The sequence below is a fragment of the Shewanella mesophila genome (assembly GCF_019457515.1).
Taxonomy (GTDB): Bacteria; Pseudomonadota; Gammaproteobacteria; order Enterobacterales; family Shewanellaceae; genus Shewanella; species Shewanella mesophila.
In genome coordinates this window covers 3,714,626-3,735,729 of sequence record NZ_CP080421.1, presented here as the reverse complement: position 1 = coordinate 3,735,729, position 21,104 = coordinate 3,714,626, and the positions used below count along the sequence as shown (strand labels likewise).

The 21,104-nt window shown below is 44.2% G+C and carries 18 protein-coding genes and 2 tRNA genes; 9 read left to right on the top strand and 11 right to left on the bottom strand.

Going from position 1 to position 21,104, the window contains the following annotated elements; genetic code table 11:
- Position 1: 1 nt before the first annotated feature.
- The 5 genes from K0I73_RS16470 to cutA form a co-directional block, all read right to left on the bottom strand.
- Positions 2–1,045 (bottom strand): aldose epimerase family protein, encoded by a 1,044-nt coding sequence (locus K0I73_RS16470; protein WP_220062119.1) that lies wholly within the window; start codon positions 1,043–1,045, stop codon positions 2–4.
- An 88-nt stretch (positions 1,046–1,133) separates the two neighbouring features.
- A complete protein-coding gene (gene galK / locus K0I73_RS16465) occupies positions 1,134–2,306 on the bottom strand; it encodes a galactokinase (protein WP_220062118.1) in 1,173 nt (390 codons plus the stop codon).
- A gap of 283 nt (positions 2,307–2,589) precedes the next feature.
- Positions 2,590–4,218, bottom strand: a complete 1,629-nt coding sequence (locus tag K0I73_RS16460) for a cation:proton antiporter family protein (RefSeq protein ID WP_220062117.1) — start codon at positions 4,216–4,218, stop codon at positions 2,590–2,592.
- A gap of 177 nt (positions 4,219–4,395) precedes the next feature.
- On the bottom strand, positions 4,396–6,222 hold the full coding sequence (locus tag K0I73_RS16455) for a protein-disulfide reductase DsbD (protein WP_220062116.1): 1,827 nt from the start codon (positions 6,220–6,222) through the stop codon (positions 4,396–4,398).
- Positions 6,219–6,542, bottom strand: coding sequence for a divalent-cation tolerance protein CutA (gene cutA, locus K0I73_RS16450; RefSeq protein WP_220062115.1), 324 nt, complete (start codon positions 6,540–6,542; stop codon positions 6,219–6,221). Before cutA ends, K0I73_RS16455 begins: the two co-directional genes overlap by 4 nt.
- A 274-nt stretch (positions 6,543–6,816) precedes the next feature.
- Between cutA and K0I73_RS16445 the strand changes: the two genes are divergently transcribed.
- Positions 6,817–7,374, top strand: a complete 558-nt coding sequence (locus K0I73_RS16445) for an FxsA family protein (RefSeq protein WP_220062114.1) — start codon at positions 6,817–6,819, stop codon at positions 7,372–7,374.
- Here the strand turns inward: K0I73_RS16445 and K0I73_RS16440 are convergent.
- Positions 7,371–9,200: a protein kinase domain-containing protein gene (locus K0I73_RS16440; RefSeq protein WP_220062113.1), complete on the bottom strand. Its 1,830-nt coding sequence runs from the start codon at positions 9,198–9,200 to the stop codon at positions 7,371–7,373. The genes K0I73_RS16445 and K0I73_RS16440 overlap by 4 nt on opposite strands.
- Before the next feature lie 214 nt (positions 9,201–9,414).
- On the opposite strand from K0I73_RS16440, the gene K0I73_RS16435 reads away from it, so the two are divergent.
- Positions 9,415–9,759: a hypothetical protein gene (locus K0I73_RS16435; protein WP_220062112.1), complete on the top strand. Its 345-nt coding sequence runs from the start codon at positions 9,415–9,417 to the stop codon at positions 9,757–9,759.
- A 100-nt stretch (positions 9,760–9,859) separates the two neighbouring features.
- Positions 9,860–10,519 carry a thiopurine S-methyltransferase gene (locus tag K0I73_RS16430; RefSeq protein ID WP_220062111.1) on the top strand — a complete coding sequence of 220 codons (660 nt, stop codon included), beginning with the start codon at positions 9,860–9,862 and terminating at the stop codon, positions 10,517–10,519.
- A 113-nt stretch (positions 10,520–10,632) separates the two neighbouring features.
- Here K0I73_RS16430 and K0I73_RS16425 read toward each other — a convergent pair whose 3' ends face one another.
- Together K0I73_RS16425 and K0I73_RS16420 are read right to left on the bottom strand one after the other, a co-directional pair.
- Complete coding sequence (locus K0I73_RS16425) at positions 10,633–11,649, bottom strand: porin (RefSeq protein ID WP_220062110.1); 1,017 nt, start codon at positions 11,647–11,649, stop codon at positions 10,633–10,635.
- A 450-nt stretch (positions 11,650–12,099) separates the two neighbouring features.
- Positions 12,100–13,161 carry a porin gene (locus K0I73_RS16420; RefSeq protein ID WP_220062109.1) on the bottom strand — a complete coding sequence of 354 codons (1,062 nt, stop codon included), beginning with the start codon at positions 13,159–13,161 and terminating at the stop codon, positions 12,100–12,102.
- A gap of 329 nt (positions 13,162–13,490) precedes the next feature.
- Between K0I73_RS16420 and tcdA the strand changes: the two genes are divergently transcribed.
- Both tcdA and pepT read left to right on the top strand, forming a co-directional pair.
- On the top strand, positions 13,491–14,312 hold the full coding sequence (tcdA, locus tag K0I73_RS16415) for a tRNA cyclic N6-threonylcarbamoyladenosine(37) synthase TcdA (protein ID WP_220062108.1): 822 nt from the start codon (positions 13,491–13,493) through the stop codon (positions 14,310–14,312).
- An 84-nt stretch (positions 14,313–14,396) separates the two neighbouring features.
- Entirely contained in the window at positions 14,397–15,623 is a 1,227-nt protein-coding gene (gene pepT / locus K0I73_RS16410) for a peptidase T (RefSeq protein ID WP_220062107.1), read from the top strand.
- Positions 15,624–15,637: 14 nt separating this feature from the next.
- Here pepT and K0I73_RS16405 read toward each other — a convergent pair whose 3' ends face one another.
- Positions 15,638–17,272, bottom strand: coding sequence for a sensor histidine kinase (locus tag K0I73_RS16405; protein WP_220062106.1), 1,635 nt, complete (start codon positions 17,270–17,272; stop codon positions 15,638–15,640).
- Positions 17,273–17,500: 228 nt separating this feature from the next.
- On the opposite strand from K0I73_RS16405, the gene K0I73_RS16400 reads away from it, so the two are divergent.
- Positions 17,501–18,112 carry a superinfection exclusion B family protein gene (locus K0I73_RS16400; RefSeq protein ID WP_220062105.1) on the top strand — a complete coding sequence of 204 codons (612 nt, stop codon included), beginning with the start codon at positions 17,501–17,503 and terminating at the stop codon, positions 18,110–18,112.
- A 91-nt stretch (positions 18,113–18,203) separates the two neighbouring features.
- On the opposite strand, the gene K0I73_RS16395 is transcribed toward K0I73_RS16400, so the two are convergent.
- Positions 18,204–18,332 (bottom strand): DUF3149 domain-containing protein, encoded by a 129-nt coding sequence (locus tag K0I73_RS16395; RefSeq protein ID WP_081730679.1) that lies wholly within the window; start codon positions 18,330–18,332, stop codon positions 18,204–18,206.
- A gap of 314 nt (positions 18,333–18,646) precedes the next feature.
- Between K0I73_RS16395 and K0I73_RS16390 the strand changes: the two genes are divergently transcribed.
- A tRNA-Leu gene (locus tag K0I73_RS16390) sits at positions 18,647–18,731 on the top strand.
- 83 nt (positions 18,732–18,814) lie between these two features.
- Positions 18,815–18,901, top strand: a tRNA-Leu gene (locus K0I73_RS16385).
- A 184-nt stretch (positions 18,902–19,085) separates the two neighbouring features.
- Here the strand turns inward: K0I73_RS16385 and K0I73_RS16380 are convergent.
- Positions 19,086–19,763 carry a TorF family putative porin gene (locus tag K0I73_RS16380; RefSeq protein ID WP_220062104.1) on the bottom strand — a complete coding sequence of 226 codons (678 nt, stop codon included), beginning with the start codon at positions 19,761–19,763 and terminating at the stop codon, positions 19,086–19,088.
- 623 nt (positions 19,764–20,386) lie between these two features.
- Between K0I73_RS16380 and dsrO the strand changes: the two genes are divergently transcribed.
- A complete protein-coding gene (dsrO, locus tag K0I73_RS16375; protein WP_220062103.1) occupies positions 20,387–21,103 on the top strand; it encodes a sulfate reduction electron transfer complex DsrMKJOP subunit DsrO in 717 nt (238 codons plus the stop codon).
- Position 21,104: the final 1 nt, after the last annotated feature.

Genomic DNA, 21,104 nt, shown 5'->3' with positions numbered 1-21,104 from the left:
ATTAACATCCATCTGCGTCAAATTGATATCGACTGATGTGATGATACACTTCCCCAGGTTTTACCCAAGGCGTTCCAGGTAGTGCGGTTTGATTTGGCGCATCGGGTAGCTGCTGAGGCTCAATACAGAATCCTTGGTATGATCTAAGAGCCTGCCCTTGCTTACCTATAGTCCCATCCAAAAAGTTACTTCCATAGACCTGTACGCTCGGTTGATTCGTGTGCAGCGTCATCCGTCTGCCCGAGTGAGTTGCGGACACCGACCCCACTCGAGTCAGGGTATTTTTGTCGGTATTTTCGGTTAAAAAGCAGTGATCAACGCCTGAAGTCGCAGTAGCCGCTAAGGCTTGTTGTAATTCACTGAATCGACGCCCCTCTCTTAGATCGAAAATCGTATTTGCAACCGAGTTTATCGCCGTAGGGATCCCTTGAGTATCAGTCTCAAGGTAGTGCTGGCAAGCGAGTTCAATCGAGTGTTCGGCGTTACTTTGATGATTCGCACCCTCGAGATTGAAATAACTGTGCTGAGTAAGGCTGATAGGACAGGCCTTATCCGTGACGGCAAAAATTTCAACATAGAGGTTATTCGCCACCAAACGATAATCGAGTTGGATGTTGCAATTGCCTGGAAATCCCATGTCGCCATCAGGGCTAAATAGGCTGAGTCGAACGCCGTCGGAAAGCTGACCCATATGCCATTGCTTGCGATTAAACCCTTCCTCTCCACCATGTAAGCAATTGTCTTGATGATTGTTATTTAGCTGGTAGCGGATGTTGTCGACAGAGAGACTTGCACCAGAAATACGGTTGGCGTATCGTCCGGCGATAGCGCCTAGATGGGCATTTTGCTTAAGGTAGTCGTCAGCGCTATCGCATCCTAATACGATATTGCTGCGTTCTCCCTTATTATCTGGCGTCCATAGAGAGCGAATAATCCCGCCTAAACTTAGCACCTCCAATGCAATTATGCCGTTGTCTATATTGATGCGCTCAATCTGGCCGCCTCTTGGGTCTTGCCACGCATCTAATGAACGAAAACGAACCATCTTCTATCCTTGTCAATAATAAAAAGAGCCATTACGGCTCATTTTATCTTTTAATTTAGTTGGTTAAACTTGAATACGTATTCGGAGATCAAAGCTCATACAGTTCATCATCAAGCCGGGTCGCGCCATCGCTCGCTGAACATAGATAAACCGTAGGTTCAAGATGGGTCTGAGCTTGATATTGAGTTTCGATAGCATCCACTACGGCGTCGGTGAGATCATGATCCACTAAGGCCACCACACACCCACCAAAGCCTCTACCCGTCATGCGCACGCCACCTTGTGTGCCAACAACCTTAGCGATGATCTCTACTAAGGTATCTATTTCAGGTGTCGTTATCTCAAAATCATCCTTCATCGATGCATGAGATTGCGCCATGAGCTCGCTAAGTTTCGCGATATTGCCTGCTTGTAACGCGTGGGCTGCGTTTTGGGTGCGACGGTTCTCTGTTAACACATGGTGAGCACGTCGATAATTTACATCCGAGAGCTCAGATGCCGCCGCCTCTAGCATGCTGAGTTCTAAGTGACGTAGGCTCTCTACACCAAAATGATCCGCTACTTGTTCGCATTGTTCATGACGCAGATGATATTCGGCGTCAAAATCGCCTCGCGGAACATTAGAGTTAACGATAATCAGGCTTAAACTCTCTGGAATGGGGACGGGTTCGCTATCGAGATCTTCACAATCGATCAATAGTGCATGATCTTGTTCACCGAGCGCACTGATCATATGGTCCATTATGCCGCTGGCGCTGCCAACATATTGGTTTTCGCCGCGCTGAGCCATCTGAGCGACGGCTAAGGGAGAGAGACGTAATTGACTGCTCTCATTTACCGCGGTGCCAAAGGCAATCTCTAAGGCAGCCGAGGAGGCAAGCCCTGCACCTAAGGGCACATTACCCACCACGGCAAGATCCATTCCTTTGGCAGGCAGGCCTGAAGCCGCTAGCGCTGAGGTAAACCCTTTTAGGTAGTTGACCCAATCATCTTCAGGGTGAACTTGATCCTCTTGGCCAAAATGCCAACTGTTGATCTTGCCGGGATAAACATCGGATACCGCTCTGAATAGATCATCTTCGCGGCGTTTGATTGCTATTATTGTGTGAAAATTGATTGCCGCCGGCAATACGAAGCCATCGTTGTAATCCGTATGTTCACCAATTAAATTCACTCTTCCTGGGGCGAGATAGAGATCATCGGCTGTGGTACCAAAGGTTTGCACAAATAATTTGTTAGCGCGCTGTGCGGGATTCGACATGCTTTCAAGCTTCTCACAAAAAAGTTATCACTCTCTGCACCATAGTTAGGTGGCAGTGTCATTCGCGGCTGATACTGATAGGTATTATGACAGCCGCAATTCGTTCCTTATCATTTTTATATCACGACTGAGCTAAGGTGTAACTGAGTTTTTCATTCGTCGTCGTTAGCGGTGGTTCTATGGGAGGAAAGAAAGGGGAATTGCGAGCTTGCGGGATCTCTACCTTGCCGTACTTCTCATGTCGTGACCCATGAGAAGTACGGCAATAGATTTATCTTATGAGTTAGCTGAGATTAGTCTGCTCATCGATATTGATATCGGCTTCGTGCTGTCTACCCGACTCAAGCTCTTGGATGACATGATCAACGAAACCGGCACCAGCAGCTTCATAGAGGTTAAACACGCTATGAACGCCAGATTCTTTAAGCTGCACAGCATCTTCGCTATATTGCACAATAGCGCTCAACTTACCTTGGTAATTTAATCGTTTAAGTTGCTCAACCGCAAATAGATTCCCTACGTGATGCGGCATAGCGAGTAGTACTAACTCTAGATTTGGAGCGTGATCCAGTTTCTCCCAAAAGTCAGTATCGGACGCATCCCCTTTAACAACTGTACGCCCTTCGCTTCTGTGGAAATCGACTAACTCCTGTTTATGCTCAATACCTAAAATTTCGCCACTGAATTTATTGGCCAGTTCATCATAGGCGCCGCTACCAATTCGCCCCATACCTAAGATAAGAAAACGTGGGTTACCTACAGGGATCTGGCGGTCCTCTGGATGTAGCGGATGACGTTCTAGTTTGCGAAGTCCGGGTTGAAAACGTTGGTATAACCTATTTGCAGCCGTGTTGAGTGGGGCCGCGAGCAAAAAGCTAAGGCTTAATGCCACGGCTAAAATGATCATCCACTGCGCAGGCAGCCAACCTTTGCTAATGGCTACGGCAGCGACGATAAGGCCGAATTCACTGTAGTTACCCAAATTAAAAGAGGTCATTAATGAGGTACGCGAACGCAGTTTAAAGTAGGTTAGTAGATATAAGAACAACACAATTTTTATGGGGACCACGAGCACCAGCAGGGCCGCGAGTCCTATATCTGAGAAACTAGGTAACCCATTGAGGCCGACCGTTAAGAAGAAGGCGACTAAGAATAGCTCTTTGAAATAAAATAGTGACTTAGCAAGCTCCGATGATTTCGGATGTCCTGCGAGTAAGATACCGACAATCAAAGCCCCTAGATCGGGCTTTAAGCCGACTAGCTCGAACAAGCCTGCACCGACCACTAAGGCCATAACCAGGCCAAATAATACCAGTAGCTCACCATGACCGACACGGTCGAACGCCTTGTAAATAAGGGGTTTAGCAAAGGGGAGGAGTAACAAGCTCAGTGCCCAAATAGAGGGAATATCGCCTTTCGATATGGTCAAGAAGAGTACCGCAAAGATATCTTGCATGATCAAGATACCAATAGCGACCCGACCATAAAGTGATTGCATATCACCTTTATCTTCGAGCACTTTGACCGCGAAAATCGTACTGGAAAAACTCAATGCAAAGGCCAATAGGGCCAATTGGTCCCATTCGAGGCCACTGAGCTGCTCAAGGCCTAACAGTCCTAGTAGCTTTAGAAGCGGCACTAAGAAAAGTATCGACCCTATGAGGTGTAGACTCGATCCCGCCCATACCTCGGCTTTGAGTAAGCTTTTAATATCTAGCTTTAAGCCAATAGCGAACAAGAGCAATGTTACCCCGAGATTGGCTAACTGCTCCAATAGTGGCAGACTTTCCTCTTTTATCCCAAAAAGAAATAACACAAACCCCGCGACTAAATAGCCAATCAGCGGTGGTAATCCGATACGACTAACCAACATTCCGCAGGCTAAAGTGATGATGAGGATGGCGGGTTCCATGTGACTCCTTCGGAATAGGGGGATAGTGTGACCTTAACTATCTCTTATTGTATAAGATTTTTGTTAACTATAAATGAAAATATCGGGGGTAAATAATACCTTTACCGTCGGGGTTAAGATAAGCCTGTAATAAAAAAGCCTCCCGAAGGAGGCTTAATTAAATGTTTTAGTTCTGAGCTATTTAGCGAGCAATAGATCCAAATGGGCGGCAAAGGCTTCGGGTTTCATAAAGCCTGTTACCCTGAGTTCATCGCGAAGTTCACCGTTTGCATCAAACATGAGCAGTGTGGGCAGTCCTAATACATCGTATTGTTCGAGCAGTTCTACATCAATCGCATCACTCTTGGTCACATCAGCTTGTAAAAAAGTTATCTGTGATAGACGTTGTTGAACCGCCGGATCTTTAAAGGTGATGTTTTCAAACTCTTTACAAGCAACGCACCAATCGGCATAGAGATCTAACATCACAGGCCTGCCTTGTGCTTTTGCGGCAGCGACCTCAGCCTTGAGATCGGCAACAGACTTAATGGTCTTGTGAGTTACGCCGTGATTCTCACTACTTAGGGGGTGAGATTGAAACCCTAAGCTATTCATCACAGCCTGAAAGCCATAGGAGAAGCTAGCTAGTAGAATCAGCAAGAGTGACACAGAGCGAACGGTCTGTTTCCAGTTAAACTCAGTCTGCTTATTCTGGTGCATTAGGTATCCAGCAAGCGCTACACCCCATAAAGCCCAGAGTAGATCTGAGACCAAACCTGTCCAGATACGGCCTAGCATCACAATCGATACCGCGATTAATAGGAAACCGAACACGGTTTTGATGATATCCATCCATGCGCCAGCTCTAGGTAACAGCTTACCGCCAGATGAACCTATGATTAATAAAGGTAATCCCATCCCCATACTGAGGACGTAGAGCGCTAAGAACCCTTGCACTAAGTCGCCAGTTTGTGCCACGTAGACAAGGGCGCCTGAAAGCGGCGCTGTGGTGCATGGAGAGGCGACTAAGCCAGAGATTATCCCCATGATAAACACACCCGCGATATTGCCGCCCTTCTGGTTGTTTGAGAAGCGATTCATCTTCTCTTGCCAGCTAGAGGGCAGTTTTAAGTCATAAAGACCAAACATAGATAAGCTGAGCACGAAGAACAAAATAGCCAGTACCACGAGTACAGCAGGGTGTTGCAGTGCAGCTTGGTACTTCATTCCCGCAGAGGCCACCACTAACCCAAGTAGGGAGTAGGTAATAGCCATACCTTGGACATAAACCATTGAGAGGGTAAATGCTTTGCGAGTCGAGAGTTTTTCCCCTTGGCCGACAATAATCCCAGATAAAATTGGATACATAGGGAATACACAGGGAGTCAAGGCGAGACCGATACCTAAGCCAAAGAAAATAACTAAGGTCCATAATAGGCTGTCACCAGCCAACATTTGACTCAGGGAGTCTTGCTCAGTGATCGGTGTAGTCGTCATTTGCTCGGCAGATGACGTGGCAGATGAACTTTGGTTGGCGTTAGCCTCCGTTGCTGGCAGTACGCCGTCGTTTGCTGCAACTTCAGCTAAGATAGCGCTGCGCTTGGTTGGCGGATAACAGAGCTTACCCTCGGCACAGCCCATGAAAGTAACTTTCAGCGTACCTTCACTAGAGGCTTGTTTGATAGCGATAGGAACTTCAACATAAGAGTAATAGACCTCTTGCTCGCCAAAGTAGTCATCGCTATGGGCCTTGCCGCGGGGCAAGTGTATTTCGCCTAGTGTCGCGCCGTCTGCTTCAAATTTGAGCTTATCGCGATACATGTAGTAGCCATCGGCAATAACCCAGCTGACTTTAACTTGCTCACCCTCTTGTTTAAAGTCGAATACAAAAGCTTGATCGACGGGCATCAGCTTAGGCTCATCTTTTAGAAAGCCAAATTTATTACTGCTGAAAATGCCTTCACTTTGAACCGCGGGGGCAAGTAATAACAGTGACGAGAGAAAAAGGAACAGTATTTTTTTCATATTTGTGTGGTTTCTTTTATCCAATCTAAATAAGCAGAAGAGCCGTTAGCGATTTCCAAGGCGATAAGCTCCGGCACATCATAGGGATGTATGGAGAGTATCAGTTTGGCGAGCTCATTATAATTCTGACTATGACACTTGATCTGCAATGAAAACTCTTGCTCTTGGCATAGCTCACCCTGCCATGAGTAAACAGAGGTCACAGGCGATGATATTTGTACGCACGCCGCAAGTTTAGCGTTGACTACGGCCCGCGCAATACTAGCTGCAATCTCTTTATCAGGGCAGCTTGTAATGACCAGCAAATAGTTGTCATCCATGGTGTCGATAGTCTTTCTCGCATAGGGTTTTAAAGCTGTTTTAAGTCAAAGAGTGTAAACTCATCACTATCAGACTCATAGGGTACGAGTGATGTGGGATACTTTACGTCTTTTACCTGTGTCTTGCATTAAGCTATTACTAAAATAGTGAGCTTATCCAAGTTAACTAAGCCGAGTTGAAACCGTGGTTTTTATCGGCTAGCTTGAAAGTAGACCAGATTGCCCCCATTTAGTTTTCAATGAACTAAGAAAAATTTTCTTTTGCGAGGTCAGTGTGTTTTTTATTCTATTAATTGTTTTTGTGCTCGTGCCCGTTATTGAATTGAATGTACTGATCCGTGTTGGCGAGTCGCTAGGGAGTTGGACGACCGTTGGTCTAGTACTGTTTACTGCTGTGGTTGGGGTCTCTTTGGTGCGTAGCCAAGGTATCAGTACCTTAATGCAGGTGCAGCAAAAGTTGGCTCGAGGTGAAGCGCCTGGACAAGAGATTGTCGAAGGCATGATGTTGGCTGTAGCTGGATTGCTGTTACTTATTCCTGGCTTTGTAACTGATTTTATCGGCTTATTGCTGTTAACCCCGATAACTCGAATTCCTGTTGCAGGCTTCTTGTACAAGCGCATGCAACTAAGGGTGAGTCGTCAAGGTGGTTTTCAAGCTGGTTTTGGTCCTGGTGGTTTTGGGACACAAGACGGTCGTTCGCCATTTGGCGATGGTCCTTTTAAACGTGATGATGGTAATACCTTCGATGGTGACTTTGAACGCAAGCCAGACCCATCGGAAAAAAAAGATGAGTCACATCAGCTAGACGACAAACAGGATCCTAAAGCTTAAGTTTCATGTTTAACGGCTTTGGGATTCTTCGGATAGAAAAAGTCAGGCTTTTTATCTATATGATTGAAGCGGCGCGTATTTTTGTATGGCAGCTTCATAAAGCCCGACACGCCCTTTCCCTGTATCTTACCTACGTGGCTTAGAATACGATCGAGACTGGCGCGAAACGCGGCCTGTTTTCTGGGGTTCAGAAGCCTGAGGTAACTATGGATCTTCATATGCTTGGGTAACACTTCGAAAATGATACATCCAGTATGATGGATCTGGTTTATCCAACCCAGCTCGGTCATGATCTCTTTTGGCAGCTCGAGATTTTCATCGGGATCCCGCCCATCTTCGAAGTAAGAGTGTAATCTCGACTTGTCTTCCAGCGATGGAACATCACCCACTTCGAAAGGCAGTTGCAGCGCTGGACTCGGTTTAAAAGGTTGGCTGGTATCCTCTCGCTCTAAATGCAATGTGTCTCTTGCATTAAAGAAGCAGGCTTTAAATACACCGATGCGGCGAATTCCTCTGGCCAAGGTCACCATGTTGTTCACCGCGAGCACTAAAGCAGGTTTCTCTTCGCTATTGTAAGTCGCTAGGTTTGAGTCGATAAATACGCCAGATTCCTGCCAATGAATTGCCAGTCCACCCACAATCGAATATTGGCCCACACGACCGACAGCGGCGATGAAGCCCTTCTCTGTATCTCCCATGCCTGCCATAAAGTTGCGGTAATATTTTTCCAGTTGTAGATCGTCCATTTTGGCAATGGGATCATCTGCATTGTGCTCTTTCAGAAAAGACTTACGGGAACTGTAAGTCACGGTTTCAACGTCTTTACTGCGAGTGAGTTCCCATACAGGGATCTCCGCTAGTAGCGGTGGCTTGGGTAATTCAGGGAGATACAGTCTATGGCTGTGAGCCATGCTTTTAAGAAAATAATCGCCAGCCCTATTTCGAGTAATAGGGTCATCACTTAGCATCCCATCTAAGGTTTTTGCTAGCTCAATGGGTAAGCCTATGCTAGTAGCTGGGATCACCTTGCTGCCAAAGCGACTTGCTTGACCCGACGCCAATGCATATAGGGTCGCTGCCGCGCCTTGTTCATCAAACCTTGGGCTTGAGAGCGCGCCATTGAGCTGCTCGTCGCCAATAAAATAGACATCCCCCATGCGGGCGTTGGTATGTTGTTGATCGCTCGATAGCAGATCCATGACATTGCCATTGACCGGATTGCCATTGCCATCCCGCTGGGCAAAAACGGCTGATCCCCAGTCGATCAAGGAGAGATGATTGGTCTTCATATCGTAGACAAGGTTGGATGGCTTAATGTCGCCGTGCACTAATGGACGACCATTGTGCAGATAATGCAATATATGAGCGAGTTGACGGGCGATACTAACAACTATATCTACTGGGAGCGCGCCAAGACGCTTACAAAGCTTGTCTAGATCCTCCCCAGGCGCTCTAGCCATGACTAAAATACCTTGTTTCCCTACGTGCTCGAATTTAATGACGGGTGGCACATTGGGGTGGATCACCTGAGAGAGCATGAAGGCTTCCTCTTCTAAGCGATCCTGAATATGTTGCGGTAACGTTAGTCGAGAGAATTTAAATACATGGGCATTATGCTGCTTATCTACTCCAGCAAATACAAAGCCATAAGCACCTTTACCGACTAACTCAATGTCGCTGTAGCCCAGCTTAGTTAATTGCTGTTTACACAAACGAATCCATGCTCTGTGTTTACGCGCATCATCGGCCTTCAATAGATAAATTGATTGCTCTTCTGAGATATAAAAATGCTGCAACTCTGGTGTTGGATTGCTTGAATTAGGCATGAGTGACATCTTTGCAAATCGATATGTTTTTATAGCAAGAACAAGGTCTAGTGCACAATAGCTAGATTTTCCATCACTGTGAGCCCTAACCGATATTTTCGCTGTAGATGTTGACCTACATCAATCCTGCTACATACACATAAAGGTAACCTGAAGCTAATATAAACTTAAGCCTCTAAATAAAGAGTAATACCCGATGAGTGAGGAGGGTGTGATGACGGAACCGGACAAAGCCCTATTAATTGAGCTGTTGGAATATCCTAGAAAACGTATCGTGCAGTCGATGGAACTGAAGTTTTGTCCCCATGCAGGTTTCTTTAATAGCACAGATCCCCAATGTATCCACTGCCACCAAGGGATGGAATGTATTTGGATGAACCACAATGACGAGTTAGTCGCCGTTGAACGTAAATCGGTACAAGAGTTAAGGCAGCAACTGCTCATCGCGGTTGATTTTATCGATTCGAGTCTCACGCCACATCATCTATCAAGGCGTAACTGCGAATGTGAAAATTGTGTTTGGCTTAGGCGAGTGCAGAAAGTATTAAATCCTCAGTAGTAAGATGGGTTGTTGTTTGCATAAGATATTTTGCATCTAGTTTCACTAATCATTAGAGTACGGTAGATATTTACCGTCTTGGGGTTAAATGGAGTGAGATATGCAACCAAGTTTTTGGCATGAAAAATGGGCGTCGCAGCAGATAGGGTTTCATCTTGGTGAGGTTAATCCATTATTGGTGGATAACTGGGATGCACTCAATGTCACCACTGGTGCCAAAGTTTTTGTTCCGCTATGTGGCAAGAGTTTAGATATCTGTTTTCTTGCAGAGCGGGGGTTAGACGTTGTCGGTTGTGAGCTTAGCCAAACCGCGGTGGAGCAGTTTTTTTCTGACAATCAACTTGATGTCGATGCCCAAGCGCTAACGGATCATACTCTGTATCGCACGGAACAAGTCGCTATTTATCAGGGCGACCTCTTCACCTTACCGGCCCACCTATTGGAAGGTATTTCGGCCTTTTACGATCGGGCTGCACTCATTGCATGGCCTGATGAGATGCGCCGTCAATATGTGCTGCAGTTAGCTAAATTACTTCCCCCTAAGAGCCTAGGTTTACTTATTACTCTAGATTATCCTCAAGAGACGCTTAATGGTCCGCCATTTGCCGTATCTAACGATTGGGTTATGGATCATATGAGTGAGCATTTTGAGATTGAGTTGCTACATACCGAGGACGTGCTGGCGGACAATCCAAGATTTGTGAAAAAGCAAGTTCCTTGGTTGACTGAATCTGTCTATCGATTGACCCGTAGAGGTTAACTCGTGTTGCCGACAGCGAGGGTTTGAACTATTGGTATTCCTCGCTCTTCAGGGCAATAAAAAAGGCGACCTAAGGTCGCCTTTTATCATACTAGAGCCTGAGGCCCAGATGATTAGAAGTCGTAACGAACACCAACGGTGAATACGTTATCATCTTCTAGGTCTGTTTTTAGACCAGCAACTTTGTAGTCGCCGTCAAGCATAGCATAGTGGCCGTATACTAGGGTTGATTTCGCTACGCGGTAGTCAGCACCAACAGTGATTTGCGTTACATTGATGTCAGAACCTTGTGGAGCTAGCTTAGAGTACTTACCGAAACCAGCTTCATCTACGCCATACTCAGCTTTTAGATTTACGCCGTTTAGGTTGTAAGCTACGTTAACGAAATAAGTGTTGTTGTCTTCAGAGCCGTCTGCAACGCTTTCTGAATTTTGGTATAGACCACCAACTTTGAAATCACCCAATTTAACTTGAGCAACACCACGGTATGCGTCAATACCAGCGATACCTTTGTTATAAGCAACAGCGACATAGTAGTTTTGTGCTTTAAACTTCTTGTCACCTAAAGTGGCGCTTAGTGCATATTGGTCATCTGCATCCTCAACACCAGCTTGATTGTTATCTGTCATCAAGTAAGTTGCGTTGACAGTCACTAGATCGGCCATTTTTGGTGAGTAGTACCAGATACCATCAGCAGAACGAGTTTGAGCACCCACTAGACGGTCGATATCGGCGTTTGAGTTACCGAATAGATCGATACCACCTTCAGCCTGTTTGAAAACAGTGTCGTTACGACCAACAAGCAGGGTACCGGCGGCGCTCTTAAGACCTAGGAAAGTGTTACGCGCTTTAAATACGTCTTTATTTGAAGAAGTGTTTTCTACTTGGAATTCCATTTGGTAGATAACGTCGATTCCATCAGAAATCTTTTCGCTACCTTTAACACCAACGTGTGAGAAGTTATTTTCTAAAACGGTACCACTTTTACCTTCTTGTGTCGTTACACCTGTGTCAGAGTTTGTCACAGTTAGGTCTAAACGTCCGTAGAAGTTAGGACCATCGGCTAGCGCACCGAATGAAGCTAGAGTAAGTACAGATGCAACTGATGCAGAGATTAGAGATTTTTTCATTTGTTGTGCTCCCAAGAACTGAGTTCTTTTCCATTTTTTAATGGTTATTAACATAGTTTCTATAATTTGTTCCAAGCGTCCATTCTCGTAACAAAGTTGGCCAGAAGTTTACAGTTTTATGTCATTAAGATTGTGGTGTAGATCAAATTTCTATCTATTCACGTTAGGTTTAAAGCTAATTTGTGAACAATTCGAATGCTCTGTACAAAATTAATACTAAATTTGTAAAATCATGGCTTTTCATCTACTTATAAAGAGGTAGTTCAAGTTGAAAGTCAAATTGAATACAAGCTTAATAAGTAGACGCTAAAATTGTAGTTTGTTTGCTAATAAATGCATTGAAATGTATAGATAATGTGCAGATGAGAGAGGGGTTTACAGTATGTGTGTGATTGATGTCACAAAAAAGCGACTCGGAGGTCGCTTGGCTGATTCTTTCATAAAACTGATTTAGAAATCGAAACGCATACCTAGTGTTATTATGTCGTCTCCTAAATCTTGTGTTACGCCACCGAGCAGCATGTCACCATCGTATTTAGTGTAGTGACCATAAAGTAAGGTGTTTTTACTGAAGCGGTAGTCTGCACCAACACTGATTTGCTTAAGATCCACATCGGAAACGGTTTCCATGCCAGTGCCATCGTTATTACCGACGAAGCGACTCACGTATTTACCTAGACCAGAGTCATCTTGACCATAGCTTACTTTGAATTTGATATTGTCCATAACATAGGCTGCGTTGACGAAGAAAGTGTCACCCTCTAAGTTGGCGTATTTATCATCGACATGTTCACTATTTTGGTAGAAAGCTCCTAAGAGAACGCTGCCAAGTTTGACTTGGGCAACACCACGGTAGGCTTTAACGCTATCAATACTGTCGTTATATGCAGCAGAGACGAAGTAATTTTGTGTCTTTAATGCCTTGTCACCTAAGGTTGCGCTAAGGGCATACATGTTGCCAGCATCAATACGCTCATCACCATCATATTTTACATAGTTGTCTTCAATTAAGTAAGTAGCATTAAAGGTGACCAGATCTGCAATTTTCGGTGAGTAATAGGTGATACCATCGGCACTCCGTGATTGACCTGCGGCAAGTAAGTCTATATCTGAGTTAGTGTTACCAAAGAGGTCAAATCCACCTTCAGCAGCTTTAAACACAGTATCATTACGACCAACCAAGAATGTACCTGCTGCGGCTGATCTCAATCCTAAAAAGGTGTTACGCGCTGCAAAGGTTGCGTTGGAGTTATCGAAGTTGCTTACGCCAAACTCCATTTGGTAAACCACTTCAATATCATCACTGAGTTTTTCTGTGCCCTTTACGCCGAGCCAAGAAAAGTTATTCTCAATGATAGTGCCATCTTTCTGGCTTTGAGTTGCTACGCCAAGATCTGAGTTAGTAAAAGCAAGATCGGCACGTCCATAGAAGTTTGGCCCATCGGCTAATGCAGTAAAAGAGGTCGCAGCAAGTGCAGATACGATAGTTACGGATAGAACAGTCTTCTTCATTGTTATCTTCCTGTGGCGTTGATGCTCTTTTATCAGAGCGTTTATTTCTTGTTAGGTAAGCTTTTGTATCTTGGGGAGATATTTGCATGTTTCTAGATTTTTACTAGGAGATCTCGATCACGTTTCGGTGAATTGCCGTGATATCGATTATTGTTTTTTACATTTAAAATCATTGGTTTAATATTTATTTTTACATCTTTCACATCACCATTGCCTATGTCTGTTGGTTTTTCCGTTTGGTTAACACTTGTTGCGGGTATTTTTATTTTGGCTTTATGGATGATTAGGATAAAATCAGCGCCTTTATCCCATTGCCTGTGGAGCACAATTTGAGCCAGCCAACGTTATCCGATACGTACTTAAACCGATTTGCTGGAATAGGTCGTCTTTATGGGGTGAGGGCGTTACATCAATTTGCTCAGTCTCACGTTGCTGTTGTGGGCATTGGTGGCGTAGGCACTTGGGCTGCGGAATCACTTGCTCGAAGTGGGATTGGCGAGATCACACTCATCGATCTCGACGATATTTGTGTCACGAATACCAACCGACAATTACACGCGCTTAAACAAACGATTGGTGAGTCTAAAGTTGAGGTGATGGCCGAGCGGATCCGCCAGATCAATCCTGACTGTAAGGTTAATGAAGTCGAAGATTTTATTACCACAGATAACTTGGGCGATTACTTTAGTGGTAAGAAGTTGGGTGGAAGTCTCGATTATGTTGTTGACTGTATCGATGCAGTCAAGCCTAAGACTGCTTTAATCGCTTGGTGTAAACGCCAGAAGCTGCCGATTGTGACGGTTGGTGGTGCTGGAGGCCAAACCGATCCGACTCAAGTACAGGTAGCGGACTTAGCTAAGACCTATCAAGATCCCTTGCTTGCTAAGGTTAGAAATCTACTTAGACGTGAATATAATTTTTCGAAGAATGTGCAACGTCGCTTTAGCATAGAAGCGGTATTTTCGACTGAGCAGTTAGTTTATCCCCAGTCCGATGGTAGCGTATGTAATGTAAAGGCGACTGCAGAGGGAAGTATGCGTATGGACTGTGCGTCGGGATTTGGCGCGGTAACGGTAGTCACTGGAACCTTTGGCTTTGTTGCCGTTAGTCGAGTGCTTAATAAGCTCGCCGCCAAAGCTAACCAAAGCTAAATATTGCCAAAAATTGATCAAGGTCTAAAGACAACTTGATGGGGCTTGTTAGACTCATGTGACTTTTCTTGCAGGTCTTTGGTCATGAAACAAGCTCTTCTTAATCGTTTTTTGCGTTATGTTCAGTTTGACACCCAATCCAATTCATCGAGCACTAGTATACCGAGTTCATTTGGTCAGCTCGCTTTAGCGGATCAACTCAAGTTAGAGCTAATTAAACTTGGTTTTAGCAATGTAGAGCTTTCCGAGAAGGGATACCTAACGGCATTATTGCCAGCGACTGTGGCTAATGTACCCGCTATCGGTTTTATCGCTCATCTTGATACCGCTCCCGATTTCTCAGGTAAGAGTGTGAAGCCACAAATCATCGAAGATTATGATGGTCACGTCATCCCTCTAGGGGCAAATGAATCCTTATCTCCTGAGGAGTTTCCTGAATTAGCGCATTATATTGGCCAAACCCTTATTACGACCGATGGCAGTAGCCTGCTTGGCGCCGATGATAAAGCCGGAATTGCAGAAATTATTACCGCACTTAGCGTACTCAAGAATGAAGCTGGTGCTACTCACGGTGATATTCACCTCTGTTTTACTCCCGACGAGGAGATTGGGCGAGGGGCGGATCATTTTGATGTTGAAGGCTTTAACTCTCAATGGGCTTATACCGTAGATGGCGGAGCCATTGGCCATTTGGAGTATGAAAACTTTAATGGCGCACATGCGGTTATTACCGCGCAGGGGAATAACTGTCATCCAGGTACCGCATTTGGGGTGATGGTCAATGCTCAGACTATCGCCGCCAATTTCCATGCACAGATGCCTGTGGGGGATACGCCAGAAAAAAGCCGTGGCTATGAGGGTTTTTATCATCTGATTGAGATGGCAGGGGTTACCGAAAAAGCACAATTAACCTACTTGATCCGTGATTTTGAGCTAGATGCTTTTGAGCAGCGAAAGCATTGGTTAACAGAAAAGGTCGAGCAATATAACGAAGCGCTTCAGCAGGGAACCTTGAGTATTGTGATCACCGATAGTTACTACAATATGCGTGAGCAACTGATACCTTATCCTCATGTTATCGACATCGCTAAGCAGGCAATGTTGAATATTGATGTCGAACCGATTGTCGATCCTATTCGTGGTGCTACCGATGGTAGTCGCCTGTCATATATGGGATTACCTTGCCCAAACTTGTTCACTGGTGGACATAATTTCCATGGTAAACATGAGTTCATTTGTTTGGAGTCAATGGTAAAAGCAACCGAGGTGATTGTTGAGATCTGTAAGCTAACGGCAAGGCAATATCGTTAGGATCTGGTTGGAAATTAAAGGCTATTGGCTGAGACGAACTCTGGAGAGTCAACTTCAACGACTTCGACGGGAAAGCTGACTTCGAAACAAGCGCCGCCCAGTTCACATTCTGGCTGATAACGCATTGTTCCATTCAACAAAGTAGCCGCGTTGAATGCTGCCGATAACCCAAGCCCTGTGCCACCCTGTGAACGGGTCGTGGTATAAAATGGCTCAAATATATGGGAGGCAGCCTCAGGGCTTATTCCTTCACCATCATCCTGAATTCTTATGGTAAGAAGCTGGTTATCAACATTGGCATCTATGCGTAGTCTGCCATTGGTTCTATTTTTGAAGCCATGGGCATAGGCATTTGAAAACAGGTTGGTAATGATCTGCTTAAACAGGCTTAGGTTAGTCCAGATAGTTAAGTTGGGATCAAGATGATAGTCGACGTTAACAAGTTGAGTACCATAGATAAATTTCATTGATTCATGATGCTCTATCAGTCCTTGTTGCACGTTGATGCAGCGCTTCTCTTCCTGGCTTTGCTCTGCGGCAATGGTTTTAAATTTTTGAATTAAACTGCTGGCACGAGAGATATTATTGATGATCAATTCACAGCTCTGTTGGTATTCCACTAAGATGCTATTGATCTCTTCGAGTGTGGCATTCTCACTGTGAATTAACTTAATCAACTCTTCGATATGGGTCAGTTGAGTGCTTGCCGCAGTAAGACAGATACCTATTGGGGTATTGATCTCATGGGCCACTCCAGAAACTAACCCTCCTAAGGCCGCCATTTTCTCCTGCTCGACTAATACTTCCTGTGCCCGCTTTAATACCAATAGCGACTGCTCTAGTTCGGCGGTTCTCTCTTTGACTTGTCGTGCGAGTTCATCTTTATAGCTTCGCTCAAGTTCGAGTAGTCTTTCTCTGTCTTCAAGGGCTTCTTGAAGTTCAATTTTTGACCTCTTTATATCGTCAAAAGATGTTCTAAGCTGTCGTTGCATTTGGTTAATGGCTTCAGCCACTAACCAAAATTCATCATTTTTATGGCTATTTTTGACGAAAACCAAGGGTTCAAAATCACTGTCTAAATCTATGTTTTGGCTATACTCACTGAGTTTGTGAAGATGACGAGTAACCAAAAACCACACTAAAAACAAAATGAAACCTGCAACAATGAAGGTCTTAACTGCGTTGGATAGTAGAATAATGATCGCCCGATCGAGTAGCTTCTCATATACCACACTCAAATCGGCTTGTACCGTGAGTGTGCCGACATTGATATTCTGCTCGCCCGAGACGTAGGTTAGTGGAAAAGATTTTTCGATGGTGTTTTTCGGTGTTGCTATCCCCGCTTGCCATTGCTGACCGCTATCATCATAAATAGCGATATAAGTAATATCGGGCAATTGAATCAAACCATTGATTTGGGTGTTAATAAGGCGTTCGTCAATAACCCAGATGCTTGCGGCCATGACGTCGAGGTTCACTTTTTCAATGCTCTCGAATTGATTTGAAATTCTATTGACGTCGCTGCGATAGTCATTGACCAGTTGATAACCTGTCGTTAGTAAGGTGATTAACGAACTAAAAAGGATAATAGACAGAGTGAGCTTTCTGCCTATCGGGCTTTTGAGTAGTTGCTTTGTCATATTTGGCATTGAAAAGTTCGCTTACCTTTATATGCTATCGATACGATGATGCTCTAGCTCATCGCTTGCAGAGGAAAGGGATAGCTTTAAGCATAGTCTCGATCTTATTTTCTGCATGATCTAGTTGATAAAAATAGTCACAAAGTAATGTTTGTTAAGTCTTTCTTGTGGTGTTTTCTTTGGCACTATATTTGCAAGTGACTAAGTATCTGCGGATTTTTGACACTAGGTATCGAGATGGACAAGCTGAATCTGACTCTGTTTAAACATGCAGCGCCAAAACAAATGGTTTTTAATCTTATGTTGTGGCTTACATTGGTTAGCTCCGCATTACTTTTCGCACCAGTTTCGCTGCTTGGGGCGCTAAAGTTAGATAGTGTAGTTAATCAATATGCCCACTTTATCGGACTTGGACTGATTATAGGCGCAGCATATTTATTGATGAAAATTGCTAACTACTTTCTTGATGAAGCGATTCATTACTTACGGAGTAAGCGCACCGTCGAGACGATAGAGAACAAAGTACTATTGCTCGATCCAATCGAGAGAGCCTTGCTGCGCGAGTTTTTCTTGCAAGGGGAAGCCGTATTAACTTTGCCTGAAAATGAAGCTGCGGTGAAAAGCTTACTTGAAACTAATATCTTGGAATATCTAGGTAACAAGAAGCATTATGCTATCCACGGACCGACGGCTGACTATAAAATTTCTATGGCGGCAAGACGCTACCTAAATCGACAAGTGCTGCGTTTACCACCAGGTGAGCCTAACCAAGAACAGATGCAGTTATTGATTAAGGCTAGGCCTCACTTTATTCATAGTGTGGTTCCGAGCCGCAAGCACGCTGCATGATCCAATAATGGGAAAACATAGACAAAAAGAGGGGGCATAAGCCCCCATTCGCATTAGAAAAGTGTATTCACACTGAGCCTGTAGGCTCTATCTATTCTGGTTTTGATTTCGATATAAACAGCCACATGAGATATGACATTATTCCGATGGTTGTGAAAATAACGATCATAGACATTAAACCAATGGGGTTACCAAACATTAAATCTAACCAAAATGCCATTTGAGAAGTCCTCTTTCGCAGATGTTTATACTGATGTCAGAGCTAAATTAGCGCGAATGGATGTTGCCAATGCTGATCTCGATCAAGTAACGCTGTCAATTCGATACTTTTGTTAAATATGGGTACTCAATTTGTGATCGAGATATCGAATTGAGTCGTGCTTGGTATAAGCGTTAGCTGTGATTGAACCAGTTAGACGGAATTTTGTTCATTTGATAAAGTGAAAGCTTCAAAAGGCTTGCCATTAGTTAAACCAAAGGTATAATTCGGTTCACTAGCTAAGGGTAACCACTTAGCATAGTCTATTTGATAATGCCGGAGTGGTGGAATTGGTAGACACGACGGATTCAAAATCCGTTTCCTTCGGGAGTGACGGTTCAAGTCCGTCCTTCGGTACCATTATCAAAAATTGCTCTTTAAGAGCTACTCTCTTTAGAGAGAGAAAGCCTGCCTTAGAGCAGGTTTTTTTATATCAAAAATTTGCAGATGTGGTGGAATTGGTAGACACGCTAGCTTCAGGTGCTAGTGGCCTAACGGTCGTGCGAGTTCAAGTCTCGCCATCTGTACCAAGTTGTGACTGACAAAATGCAATCCCTAAGAATGGAACCTGCTTAAAGCAGGTTTTTTTATGCCTGAAATTTGTCAATATTGCAGATTGTCTCTCATATGATACAGCAGTCCCTCTTATAGCCTAAGTAGCTGGAGCGCCATAGACGCTCCATTTTTGTTTCTGTTTGCCTAATCTACAGGTGATTAAAAGTTATAACCTAGACCAATCATATAGTGATCGTGCTCGAACTCCTGATAGCTGGCCTCTAACATCAGATCGAGCTGAGATAAGAGTGGGTAGCGATAGCGCAGCCCCAAATCATAAATGGTGTCGGCTACCTTACCCTTGTTAAGATATTCATAGTTTTCCGCATCGGTGAACAGGCCTGCGTGGGCAACTAATTGACTCTCGTTAAACAGGTCGAAGCCGTAGTTGATCTCTGTATACCATGCTTCTACGTCTTGGTCGTAGCTTACCATAAGGTTAAATGCCTTATAGTCGAGGCTGGCTGTGTATTCGACTGTGTAGCCACCCGCCCCATAGGTATATTTCATCGCATTGAAGCCCAGGCCCAGATCTTCGTTGATCATCTGGTAGTAGCCTCCGTAATAGTCGATTTCATAGTCCTTTAAAATGTTACCTTCATCTTCATATCGATAGGTCTCGAAGGAAGTGCCCAGATAGAAGCCACTTTCATGTTCCACCATAAGATCGCCCTGCAGTGTGGGCTTGTCGTCACTGATGGTCTGGCCGCGCCACAGGTAATTACTTAGTCCCATGAGTACGCCCGATGCGGCGAATTGACTTTCTTCTGCTGCCAGCGGTTGGCTTAGGGTGCAGGCGATAGCTAAAGCGCATGAGGTGAGTATTATCTTATTCATTATCAACCCTTAAATTATTTTTTAGTTTGTTCTAATAAATTTTAATTAAATCTGTTTAAATACTTTTTTTGCCACATATGTTGTGGTGTTTAGATTGTAATGAATATATTTAAATAAAATAATTGCTAGTTGTTTAAATATCTTTTATTTGTGAGTCAGTGGCTTTTTTCTGTTTTTGTAAAAATAAGATTTTCACTTGTTAGGAGAGGGTAATGTATTGTGCTTGTAATTGATGCCTTGTTAAGTTGTTGTTTGATGTGCATTTATTCTAATCTTGTGTAGTATCGCTTTGAGTGTCTTATTTTGGTGATTTTGGTAAACCTATTTTTTATAAAGTAAAAATAACTACTTCCTTCATGTTGTTGTTATTGATTTTTGTTATTGGTTTTTAGTGTGATCTGGCTCCCTATTTATTTTGCTTTTGTTTGTATGATTTTAATGGTGGCAAATGTGAATTTAAAATATGTTTGGCCATTTATATATCATCTCTGAATTTCTTTAGTTAACGCCTATAAACTAATCGGCTGAAATAAAGAGATAAGTAGAATAATAAGGAATGTCTATGAGTGAAGTGTTTACGTTATTCGAGCTTGTTAGCCGATCAATATTATTAGGAGTTAAAGATGTTAGATAGAAGAAGAACACTCAAACTCCTGGCTGGTGGTGCTATTGCAACCACAGGCATGATGTTTATTCCAGCCGAGGCGGTGATCGCCGACATTCGTCGTCAGGGTAAAAAGCGTCTGGCTATGGTGATCGATCTCGGGCGCTGCAATGGTTGTAAGGCCTGTGTGGTCTCCTGTGGAATAGAAAATGGTAACTTGCCAGATGAGCACAGAACTCAGGTTCCACAACACAGTGTGGAACTAGAGGGTAAGCAGTATGTGTTTAATATGCCTATCCTCTGCAACAATTGCGATAAGCCTTCTTGCGTCTCTGTCTGTCCGACGGGCGCCACTTTTAAGCGTGAGCAGGACGGGATAGTCGTCGTGGACTCAGAGCTATGTATCGGCTGTAGCTATTGTATCCAGGCTTGTCCTTACGATGGAGTGCGCTTTATTCACTCGGATACGGGCACAATAGATAAATGCAACTTCTGTATTCAGCGAACTAGTCGTGGGCTGCTGCCTGCCTGTGTCGAGACCTGTACTGGCGGCGCACGTGTCTTTGGGGATATTAATGATCCCGAGAGTGAAGTCTCCAAACTAATACATCAACATAGACCGCTGGTGTTGCAGGCAGGTAAGCAGACATCCCCTAATGTGTTTTATATCGGCTTGACCCAAAACGAAAGCGACACAGCTTACAGCATCAATTCTCCTCAAACTTGGCAGAGGTAAC

What these genes read in the sequence shown, in the direction of transcription:
- K0I73_RS16470 (WP_220062119.1), bottom strand. Translation starts at nt 1,045, where the DNA reads ATGGTTCGTTTTCGTTCATTAGATGCGTGGCAAGACCCAAGAGGCGGC.
- galK (WP_220062118.1), bottom strand. Translation starts at nt 2,306, where the DNA reads ATGTCGAATCCCGCACAGCGCGCTAACAAATTATTTGTGCAAACCTTT.
- K0I73_RS16460 (WP_220062117.1), bottom strand. Translation starts at nt 4,218, where the DNA reads ATGGAACCCGCCATCCTCATCATCACTTTAGCCTGCGGAATGTTGGTT.
- K0I73_RS16455 (WP_220062116.1), bottom strand. Translation starts at nt 6,222, where the DNA reads ATGAAAAAAATACTGTTCCTTTTTCTCTCGTCACTGTTATTACTTGCC.
- cutA (WP_220062115.1), bottom strand. Translation starts at nt 6,542, where the DNA reads ATGGATGACAACTATTTGCTGGTCATTACAAGCTGCCCTGATAAAGAG.
- K0I73_RS16440 (WP_220062113.1), bottom strand. Translation starts at nt 9,200, where the DNA reads ATGCCTAATTCAAGCAATCCAACACCAGAGTTGCAGCATTTTTATATC.
- K0I73_RS16435 (WP_220062112.1), top strand. Translation starts at nt 9,415, where the DNA reads ATGACGGAACCGGACAAAGCCCTATTAATTGAGCTGTTGGAATATCCT.
- K0I73_RS16430 (WP_220062111.1), top strand. Translation starts at nt 9,860, where the DNA reads ATGCAACCAAGTTTTTGGCATGAAAAATGGGCGTCGCAGCAGATAGGG.
- K0I73_RS16425 (WP_220062110.1), bottom strand. Translation starts at nt 11,649, where the DNA reads ATGAAAAAATCTCTAATCTCTGCATCAGTTGCATCTGTACTTACTCTA.
- K0I73_RS16420 (WP_220062109.1), bottom strand. Translation starts at nt 13,161, where the DNA reads ATGAAGAAGACTGTTCTATCCGTAACTATCGTATCTGCACTTGCTGCG.
- pepT (WP_220062107.1), top strand. Translation starts at nt 14,397, where the DNA reads ATGAAACAAGCTCTTCTTAATCGTTTTTTGCGTTATGTTCAGTTTGAC.
- K0I73_RS16405 (WP_220062106.1), bottom strand. Translation starts at nt 17,272, where the DNA reads ATGCCAAATATGACAAAGCAACTACTCAAAAGCCCGATAGGCAGAAAG.
- K0I73_RS16400 (WP_220062105.1), top strand. Translation starts at nt 17,501, where the DNA reads ATGGACAAGCTGAATCTGACTCTGTTTAAACATGCAGCGCCAAAACAA.
- K0I73_RS16395 (WP_081730679.1), bottom strand. Translation starts at nt 18,332, where the DNA reads ATGGCATTTTGGTTAGATTTAATGTTTGGTAACCCCATTGGTTTAATG.
- K0I73_RS16380 (WP_220062104.1), bottom strand. Translation starts at nt 19,763, where the DNA reads ATGAATAAGATAATACTCACCTCATGCGCTTTAGCTATCGCCTGCACC.
- dsrO (WP_220062103.1), top strand. Translation starts at nt 20,387, where the DNA reads ATGTTAGATAGAAGAAGAACACTCAAACTCCTGGCTGGTGGTGCTATT.